A 9,120-nucleotide genomic window follows, 5' to 3' on the forward strand; every position below is an offset into this window, starting at 1 on the left:
CTCCTCTTGGGTGTGACAATAGGCCCCGGTTTTCGCGTCCGCTTCAACGGGTCGTTGTATCGCGTGGGCGAGCAAGGGACCCTGGAGGTGGGGGCAACAGACTTGCCCCCCGAGGAGGTCCTCCGCAGAGTGCGCCTTGGGCCGCATTAGGTCATTGACCCCTACGGACCCCTACCGGGGGGATCTCCGGGACTCGGCAGGCCGGGCCTTGGGTGACGGGGACGCGCGAGATCCCAGTTCGCTCCTAGGTTCTCGAACCGCCGTCCGGAGGTTTCCAGGAGAACGCGAAGAGGGTTGCACCGGCAGGCGTGCAACCATCTGTAATGTCTAAGAAAAACCCAGTGCGGGGAGAGTTCTCAGAGGTCTTCGAAGTCCGACGCTCTATCCAACTGAGCTACGGGCGCGGGAGGCGCAACGATAGCAGGGATGGGGGGAGTTCTCAACGGCTTCTGCGGGGGGTTTCGCCCTGACACATGGTCTCCCCCTTCGGTTGGTGGTGGCGGGAATCGCGGTTCCGTGATTGTGGCGGGCGGCAGGGATTTTTCGCTGGTTTACACAAGACGTGGCGAGGATCGTGGCGTGCCGCTCATGTATTTCACCACGACGGCCGATCCTTTTTCGGGAGCCGCTCGGCCGCCGAGGAGGGCTCGGTACGGCCATGAGTGTGACAATTCTCACACACCACAGGAGGCAGTCATGAACAAGCGCTTGATTTCCACCCTCGTCCTTGCCGGGTTCTTCTGTCTGTGTGCCGGCCGCGCACCCGCGGCGGACGGCTACGTCTTCGGGGTGCTCCCCTTCAAGAAGCCCGCCGAGCTCAATGAAATGTTCCAGCCTTTCGTGAACTACCTCTCCCAGGCGCTCGGCGCTCCCGTGGTGTTTCGAAGCGCCAAGGACTATGCATCCGCCAACGAAGCCCTCTTGGGGGGCCAGTGGGACTTCGCGTACCTGGGGCCGTCCCTGTTTGCCGAGATCAACGCCCAAGCGCCGGGCAAGGTGCGGCTCGCCGGAGCCCTCGTGACCGGCGGTCAGCCCACCTTCCGGGGGGTCGTCGTGGCCGCCGAGGGCTCCCCCATCCAGTCGGTGGCCGACTTCAAAGGAAAGAAGTTTGCCTTCGGCGACCGGGACTCGACGCTCTCCTGTTACGTTCCCGCCCACATGCTGATGCGGGCAGGCGTGTTCGACACCCTGAGCGAGTACAAGTTTCTCGGCTCCCATGACAACGTGGCCATGGCCGTGACCCGGGGGGACTTCGACGGCGGGGGGCTGCAGCCTTCGGTTGCCGCCAAGTACGTGGGCAAGGGCCTCAAGGTGGTCGCCGAGTCGGACCCCGTCTACGAGCACGTGGTCGTAATCGGCCCCAAGGTGGACGAGGCCACCGCCGAGAAGGTGCGCAACGCGGTCCTCGGCATCCAGGATCCATCCATCTGCAAGGCAATCAACAAGTCCGCGACCGCCTTTGCCGCGGTAAAGCCCAGCGATTACGACAGCCTGAAAAAGCTCATGGACGAAGTTGACGCCAGGATCCCGAAATAGACATGCAGCGCGTTGGGCCCGGGGCGTGCCCCCCGGGCCCCTGCCATCCGGGGCGAAGGTACAGAAACCGGCGAAGGGCCGCGAGGAGACATACATGGGATGGCTTCGAGTGTCCGCCTCATCGATCCGTTTCCGCTTGCTGGGAGGGCTGCTCCTGGCGCTCCTGGTCTGCAGCGGGGGGGGAGCCTGGCTGCTCGTTGGGATGACGGCCACGGCCCTGGACGGCCTCTCCTCGGATATCGAGGCCCGCCTGGGGGAGACCGCGACCGAGGTGGAGGAGGACCTCGCCGGCCAGGTTCCCCTCGTGGCAGAGGCGTACCGCACCCTGGCCCGGGACTCGGGGGCATCCCTGGCCCGGCTGCTCGCCCTGGTGGCACCCGACTCCTACCTGAGTTACGACTACATGGCCCTAGATACCAACGTCGTCGCCTTGAACCAGGATCCCCAAGTGGTCTACGCCGTCTACCTCGACGCTAGAGGCGCTCCGGCCACAACCTACCTGGATCCGGCCAAGCCCCCGGTAGCCGCGCTCATCCAGGCGGCGGGGGGACAAACCGAGCTGGGGGCCGTGATCGGTGCGAGCCGCCGTCTCGACGACTATCTGGTGATCTCGGAGCCGGTATTCAGTGGGAAGACTCAGCTTGGAGAGGTGGTCGTGTGCCTAAGCACCGTAGCCGTACGAGCCGAGTCGGACCGCCTGCGCCAGGAGATCGCAGGCGTCCTCGAGACCACGCGGAAGCGCCACGGCGGGTTGACCGAGCGCATCGCACAGCAGCGGGATGGACTCATTCGAAGCCTGCGGTTCGGCATCCTGGGAGGCGCAGCGGTCTTCCTTGCCGTGGTCTGCCTGACCGCGTTTTCCATTATCACTGCGACCCTAAAGCGTCTGGGAAGGGTTGCCTCCATGCTCGAGGACATCTCCGAGGGAGACGGCGATCTGAGGGCCCGGCTCAACCTCTCCGGCAAGGACGAGCTGGGGCAGCTTGCGTCCAGCTTCGACCGGTTCGTGGACAAGATCCAGACGGTGGTGATTCGCGTAAAGCAGGCGAGCGACGAGCTGGCATCGATGGCGACGGAACAGTCTGCCGCGACGGCACAGATGGCGACCAGCAACTCGGAGATCGCGGCCCAGACGGCTACTTTCGCCACGGCCACCGAAGAGATGAGCGCCACGGTGGAAAAGGTTGCACAGAACACGGCATCTGTCAGCGATGCAGCGGGACAAGCCCGTCAGGTGGCGATCGAAGGCGCCCAGGTCGTCTCCCAGGCGGTGGCGGCCCTGGCGGAGATCGCCGCTGTCGTCGGCGGGGCCGCAGAGACGGTCACCACACTGGGAGCTTCGTCCGAACGCATCGGCACGGTGGTCCAGGTCATCGAAGACATCGCTGACCAGACCAACCTGCTGGCGCTGAACGCCGCCATCGAGGCTGCACGGGCAGGGGAGCATGGGAGGGGCTTCGCCGTCGTGGCCGACGAGGTCCGAAAGCTCGCGGAAAAGACAGTGAAGGCTACCAAGGAGATCGCCGAGACCATCCAGGAAGTTCAGGCCCAGGGCCGCCACGCCGTGAACGCCATGGAGGATGGACGGCAGAAGGTGATCACCGGGACGGAGCTGGGAACCCGGGCAGGGAAGACGATCCGTTTGGTTCAGGAGGCGGTGGTAAAGGCGTCGGACCAGACCGAGCAGATCGCCGCAGCCATCGAGGAACTCTCGGTCACCATCCGCGACATGGCCCTCAATATGGAGCACATCGCCACTGGCGTCCGCGGGACCGAAGCGGCGATCCAGAACATTTCGGCGTCTGCCCAGGTCGTTTCGGCAAAGGCTGACGATCTGAAGGGAGTCGCGGAGCGGTTCCAGACAGCCTGAACAGAGCCGGCGCCTGGTCAGCGCTTCACGTCCAGCAGGGTTCCGAGCATCTGGTCGGCGGTGCGCAGGGTCTGGAGGTTCGCCTGGAAGCCGCGCTGGCCCAGGAGCATCTCGACCGTCTCCTCGGCGAGGTCCACGTTGGAGAGCTCCACGGGCGGCGCGCCTTCGGCCGCGAGGTCGGGGACGAGAAGGCCGGGGGTGGAGACGCGCTCCAGGTGCGAGGTCACGCCGCCGCCCGCGCCCTCCGCGTGGGCCGCCCGGAGCTTTTCGTACCCCGGGGTAGCCGCGTTGGCGACGTTTCGAGCGGCCAGATCGACCTTTCGCTCGAAGGCCCTGACTCCCGACAGGCCGCTGTGGATGGCCGGCAGCATCGTGGGCTCCTTCCCGGGTTGGCAGGCGCAGCGCGGACGTCTCCCGAGAGCGTATCGGCAGTCCCGTCCTTCCGCTTGAGTCCGACCGCGTCGGGGCCAGCCCCGACCTGCGGTCTTGCGCCCCCCCGCTCCCCGATTCGCCCCCGGTCCGGCTGTCTCGCTCTTCTTGTAGTGAAGCGGCGTCACGCGCCGGTCTGGCGGGTGGCGGGGGGTGCCCAGGTGGCGCGCAGGGCGCCGGCCGCCGCGACGCCGGGGGCCAGCAGACCCACGAGGAAGACAACCCAGAAGCCGCGCAGGGCGTCGGCCGCGCCGGGAAGCGCCAGCGCCAGGAGCGCGGGGGCACCGAAGGCCACGGGCACGGCCAGGGCCTCTGCCCAGAGCAGGCGCACCCCGAAGGCCCTGGCGCAGCGCAGTGCCCACTCGAGCCAGGTGAGGTCGGGCACCTGCCCCTGAAGCCGCCGGAGCTCCGGCTGGGCGTCCCGGAGCAGCCGGGCGGCACGGCGGCACGCCTGGGCGGAGTCTTCGGCGAGGAGGGCCTCGGCTTCCCGCACCTTGGCTCCCAGCTCTTGCAGTGCCGGTCCGAAGCCCCGAAACAGCCCTTTGTAGGGATACCGTTCCCACAGCTTGCCGAGGGCGAGCCACGTCGCGCCCGCTGCCTTCCAGCCGTCGCGCAGCTCCGTCATGGCCCGCGCGCGAAGGATGTGGCTCGTGGAGAGGATGCGGTCTGCGCCGGCCGCCACCTGCACCCAGCCCCGGTACCCCCCCCGTTCGAGGCGGCCCTGGAGGCCCCGGAGGGCGGCGGTCAGGGGGGGCAGGCCCGAGGCCTCGTCTCCCAGCCACTCGGACAGGGCGGTGCACTCCGCCGCCGCTTGGCCCACGGCGGACTCCGCCTTGCGGCGCGCGGATTCCAGGGCGGAGGCGAGGATGCCGTCGGCGGCGCCCGCCAGGCGGCCCAGGCCGGGCTCCAGGAGGAGGCGAACCCAGTGCTCCGGGTACTCCCGAACGCCCGCTCGAAACCACTCCCAGTCTACGGGGACTCCTTCCAACCGTGCCCGAACCCGCAGGGCATGAAACGCAACATCGAAACCGGTCCCCATCCCTTCGCTCATCCCCTCCAGGATGCGCAGGGCGTCGGCCGGCGCGCCCTCCACCTCGTGGAGGCGCGCCCGCAGCAGGTTGGCGTATGCCCGCTGGACTCCGGGGGAGGCCAGCTGCGCCGCGCCCGAGAACAGCCGTGCGGCCTCCCCCACCTCTTCGGCCTCCGTGGCCGCAAGGGCCTGACCCAGGGCCGCGAAGAAGCGCTGGGTCTCGTCCATGCCCGAGGTGGCGCGAAGGTACTCCACCGCCTGGCCTCGTCGCCCCACGCGAAGGCAGTCGAGCCCCAGGTGCAGGGCGTTGGCCCGGGGCGGACGGGCGGCCCCGAGGGCCTCGGGGCCCGGCCAGACCCGCACTTCGGAGTAGGCCAGGTAGGACAGGAACCGGAGCTGGTACACCCGCTTGCCGTCGAAGAACGCCACGGCGCCGCGGTGGACGGGATCGCGGGGGGAGAGGTCCCCGGCGAACGCCGCCAGGTCCGGCGGACCTCCTTGGGCGAAGGCCGCCCGGTGGTCGCTCGCGATCTGCTCCAGACGTTCCTCGGCCAGGGCCGAGAGCATATGGTCTTCCGGCCCCAGGGCCCGGCTCGGGCAGTGGGACGGCCGGTGGGCCCGGCTCCCGCAGTAGAAACACTCCCGCTCCCCCGTCCCCACAGCCAGGTGACGGGAGGGCAGAAGGTGCAGGCCGGTCTGTTCCGGCAGCGGTGCACCCAGGCCGTAGAGCCCGTCGGCCACCGGCTCGGGAGAGGCGGGAAGCCGGCCGCCGCCCAGGGCCTCCCAGCGCACGTGCAGGGCTGCCGTGAGGTGGAGTCGGCCGGGGTGGAGGGCATCCCACCGCGGGTCGTCGTCGGGCGGGGGCGGCCGGTCCCCGGCGCCCACGTCGAGAAGGACCTGGACCGGCCACGGGTGCGTTGGGGGGTGGACGGGCGGGCCGGCGGCCTTCACGGCGTCGTGCCAGGCCTGCCAGGCTGCGGAGAGGTCGCCGAACCGGGCGGCGAGCAGGCCGGCGCGCCCCTCGGGGTCCCGGGTGCCCCGGAAGACCGAGCCGAGGCCGTCGAGGAAGGCCTGCCACCTCGGCCCGAGCACGTGGGCTCCCACGGCGTGGAGGGGGCGAAGGTAGAACGCGACGGGCGGGGAGTCTCGCACCGGCTGCCTGTGGCGGAAGGGATTTCCAGGGACGGACGCAGCGCCTCCCCGCTCGGGGGCCACCGGTACTGTTCGGCTCCGGGGCCGAAGATCTTTACCGCGGGTCAGGTGCTCAACCCCCCGGTGCCCCGAGCCGATCTGACACCCAGGGACTCCCGGGGACGGAGGCCGCCGGCTGCGGCGGGGGCCGGGAGGTCCCGGCGGGACGACTCCAGGGAAGGAGAGGCGCCATGATCCAAAACTACCGCCAGATCCGAGACCGTTACTCCGATGCAGTGTGCGCCGTGACGAACCCCCAGATGTTCCGGGACATCCAGGTGCTGCTCCGGTACATCGACGAGCTCCACCACCTCCTCGCCGGACAGGCAGCCGCCCACCTGGTGGGGGAAGCCTTTGCCGCGTTTGCCCAGGACGGGGACCGACAGGGTCGCACGCACTGAGCTGCCGCACCAGGGAATCGCGGCGCCCGGAAGAAATCTCTCCCTCGCCCCCGCCATTTCCCCGTGCTAGCCTTGGGCCCCTGGCGGGGCGCCGAGCTCCCCGTCCCCGTTGCGGAGGCCGATGCCGTGGGGTCCCCCGAAGAGATGGTTGCGATCGTCGACGCCGAGAACCGGGTGGTGGGGTCGGCGCCGCGCCGGGAGATGCGCGCCCGCAACCTGCCCCACCGGGCCGCGTACGTGCTCGTCTTCAACGGCCGCGGCGAGCTCTTCGTGCAGCGGCGCACGGCGGCGAAGGACGTGTACCCCGCCCACTGGGACACGGCGGCGGGGGGCGTGGTGTTGGCCGGGGAGAGCTACGACGAGGCCGCGGCCCGGGAGTTGGAGGAGGAACTGGGCGTTCGCGGTGTGCCCCTCGCGGCGCATTTCGACTTCTACCACGAGGACAGGGGCAACCGGGTCTGGGGCCGGGTCTACTCGTGCGTAGCCGACGGTCCTTTCTCCCTCCAGCCCGAGGAGGTGGAGAGCGGCCGTTTCCTCGCCCCCGGCGACGTGCCGGCCTTGGCTGCCCGCGAGCCCTTCACTCCCGACGGCCTCCGGGTGTTGCGGCGCTACCTGGAGCTCGCGCCTCCGGTCACGTGACTTCTCGTCTTCCGAGACGGCAGCCGTCCATGTTCGATTCCCACGTCCACTTCGATGCCGAGCCGTTCTTCGCCGACCTGGGGGAGGTGGCAGCCCGCACCCGGGCCGCGGGAGTGACCGGTGCGGTGAACCCGGCCATCGACCTGGCGTCGAGCGCGCGGACGAAGGCGATCCACGAGGCCCAGCCGTGGATCCTCCCGGCGGCCGGCTTCCACCCCCTGTACCTCGACCCGTGGGAGGAGCCGCCGGAGGCGGAGCTCGACGCCCTGCTGCGGGCCGGCGCCTACGTCGCCATCGGCGAGGCGGGCCTGGACTTCTGGCACGGCCGGGACGACGAGGCGCGGCAGCGAGCGTTTCTCGAAGCCCAGGGCCGGCTGGCCCGACGCTACGGGCTCCCGGTCCTCCTCCACGTGCGCAAGGGGTTCTACGAGGCCCTTGCGGTGCTCCGGCAGGCGGGATTCACTGGCCCCGGGGTCTGCCACGCGTTCTCGGGAACCCGCGACATGGCCCGGCTGGCCCTGGACCGGGGCTTCCACCTCTCGGCCTGCGCGACGATCACCTACCCGGAGCGGTCGCGCCTGCGGGAGGTGTTCCGCTGGGCACCCCGGGACCGGATCCTGGTGGAGACCGACGCCCCCGACATCCCACCGCTTGCCCGCAGGGGCCAGGTCCACCGGCCCTGGGACCTGCCCCTCACCGTAGCGGCCCTGGCGGAGGCCATGGGGGTAACACCCGGGGAGGCCGCGGAGGTTACGGAGGAAAACGCCCGGAGGCTCTTCGGGGGTGAGCGGAAGCTTGAACCACCAAGGCACGAAGACACCAAGAATGCGCGCCCCGCCTGCTTGTGACCCCCTTCGCGGCTTGGTGTCTCGGTGGCCAGACCCATGAGGCAGGAGCCATGAGCGAGATGCACGACCGCACCCGGCTCCTGGTGGGAAGCGAGGGGCTCGAGCGCTTGGCGGCGAGCCGGGTTGCGGTGTTCGGGCTCGGCGGGGTGGGGAGCGCTGCCGCCGAGCAGCTCTGCCGGGCGGGGGTCGGGCACCTCCTCCTGGTGGATTTCGACGTGGTGCGCCCGAGCAACCTGAACCGGCAGGTGCTCGCCCTTCGCTCCACCGTGGGCCGGCCCAAGGCCCTGGTGATGGCCGAGCGGCTGGGAGATATCGACCCCGGCTGCCGGGTGGAGCCCCGGGTGGCGTTCTTCGGGGAGGACACCGCCGAGACCTTCGGCCTGGCGGGGTTCGACCACGTGCTCGACTGCATCGACAGCCTCAACCCCAAGGTACAGCTCCTGCGCCACTGCACGGCGCTGGGGGTGCCGGTCATCACGGCCGCGGGGGCGGCGGCCAAGACCGACCCGGTGGGGGTGCGGGTCTCGGACCTCTTCTCCACACGCCACGATCCCCTGGCCCGCCACGTGCGCCGCCGCCTGCGGGCCGCGGGCATCGCCTCGGGCATCCCGGCGGTCCACTCCGAAGAGCTCCCGGTCAAGAACCGGGGCGCCGCCCCGGAGGAGGACGTCTACCGTCGCGGCCGGGCCCGGGTGCCCGTGGGCAGCATCTCCTACCTGCCGCCGCTTTTCGGGTGCGTCATGGCCGGGTGGGTGGTGCGGAGGATCCTGGGGATGGGGTAGCGGCCGGGGTCCATCCGCGCAGGCCCCAGGCCAGGCACAGCCAGGCGGCGGCGGTGAGGGCGGCGCAGGCGGCGCCGATGGCGGGAAGGCCGCCTGCGAGCCACAGAGGGCCGCCGGCCAGGGCGCCGGCGACCCTTCCGGCTCCCAGGGCGGCCACGTAGGCCGAGAGCAGGGTGGCCCGGGCGCCGGGAGTCAGCTCGGTGAGGAGCGAGAACGAGCTGACGATGGCGATCTCGTAGGCTAGAAAGACCAGGAAGAGCCCCGAGAGGGCGGTCGGAAACGACCCCCCGGCCAAGGGAAGCAGGGCGTAGCTTGCGGCGGCGACCGCCGTGGCCCCCAGCACCGCGCGGCGCAGTCCCACCCGGTCCGCGGCGGCCGCCGTGAGAAGCTCTCC

General features: G+C 70.3%; 9 protein-coding genes. 6 read left to right on the plus strand and 3 right to left on the minus strand.

The annotated features are described in order from the left end of the window. Positions 1-696 precede the first annotated feature (696 nt). The gene (phnD, locus tag AB1578_19040; protein MEW6489991.1) at positions 697-1,536 is read left to right on the plus strand and encodes a phosphate/phosphite/phosphonate ABC transporter substrate-binding protein; all 840 of its coding nucleotides are present in this window, start codon (positions 697-699) and stop codon (positions 1,534-1,536) included. 94 nt (positions 1,537-1,630) lie between these two features. Continuing rightward, a complete protein-coding gene (locus AB1578_19045; GenBank protein ID MEW6489992.1) occupies positions 1,631-3,406 on the plus strand; it encodes a methyl-accepting chemotaxis protein in 1,776 nt (591 codons plus the stop codon). 17 nt (positions 3,407-3,423) lie between these two features. Here AB1578_19045 and AB1578_19050 read toward each other — a convergent pair whose 3' ends face one another. Beyond that, positions 3,424-3,777: a flagellar basal body rod C-terminal domain-containing protein gene (locus tag AB1578_19050; GenBank protein ID MEW6489993.1), complete on the minus strand. Its 354-nt coding sequence runs from the start codon at positions 3,775-3,777 to the stop codon at positions 3,424-3,426. A gap of 182 nt (positions 3,778-3,959) precedes the next feature. After that, positions 3,960-6,017 (minus strand): hypothetical protein, encoded by a 2,058-nt coding sequence (locus AB1578_19055; protein MEW6489994.1) that lies wholly within the window; start codon positions 6,015-6,017, stop codon positions 3,960-3,962. A gap of 230 nt (positions 6,018-6,247) precedes the next feature. On the opposite strand from AB1578_19055, the gene AB1578_19060 reads away from it, so the two are divergent. From AB1578_19060 to AB1578_19075, 4 genes are all read left to right on the plus strand, one after another. Beyond that, on the plus strand, positions 6,248-6,457 hold the full coding sequence (locus AB1578_19060; protein ID MEW6489995.1) for a hypothetical protein: 210 nt from the start codon (positions 6,248-6,250) through the stop codon (positions 6,455-6,457). A 144-nt stretch (positions 6,458-6,601) separates the two neighbouring features. Further along, complete coding sequence (yfcD, locus tag AB1578_19065; GenBank protein ID MEW6489996.1) at positions 6,602-7,096, plus strand: NUDIX hydrolase YfcD; 495 nt, start codon at positions 6,602-6,604, stop codon at positions 7,094-7,096. 29 nt (positions 7,097-7,125) lie between these two features. Next, on the plus strand, positions 7,126-7,944 hold the full coding sequence (locus AB1578_19070; GenBank protein ID MEW6489997.1) for a TatD family hydrolase: 819 nt from the start codon (positions 7,126-7,128) through the stop codon (positions 7,942-7,944). A 50-nt stretch (positions 7,945-7,994) separates the two neighbouring features. Continuing rightward, a complete protein-coding gene (locus AB1578_19075) occupies positions 7,995-8,726 on the plus strand; it encodes a tRNA threonylcarbamoyladenosine dehydratase (GenBank protein MEW6489998.1) in 732 nt (243 codons plus the stop codon). Here AB1578_19075 and AB1578_19080 read toward each other — a convergent pair. Then, positions 8,683-9,120: hypothetical protein (locus AB1578_19080; GenBank protein MEW6489999.1), on the minus strand; the 438-nt coding region annotated here is incomplete at its 5' end. The two genes, AB1578_19075 and AB1578_19080, sit on opposite strands and share 44 nt — an antisense overlap.

Source organism: Thermodesulfobacteriota bacterium (assembly GCA_040756475.1).
In the GTDB taxonomy this organism is placed as follows: domain Bacteria; phylum Desulfobacterota; class Deferrisomatia; order Deferrisomatales; family JACRMM01; genus JBFLZB01.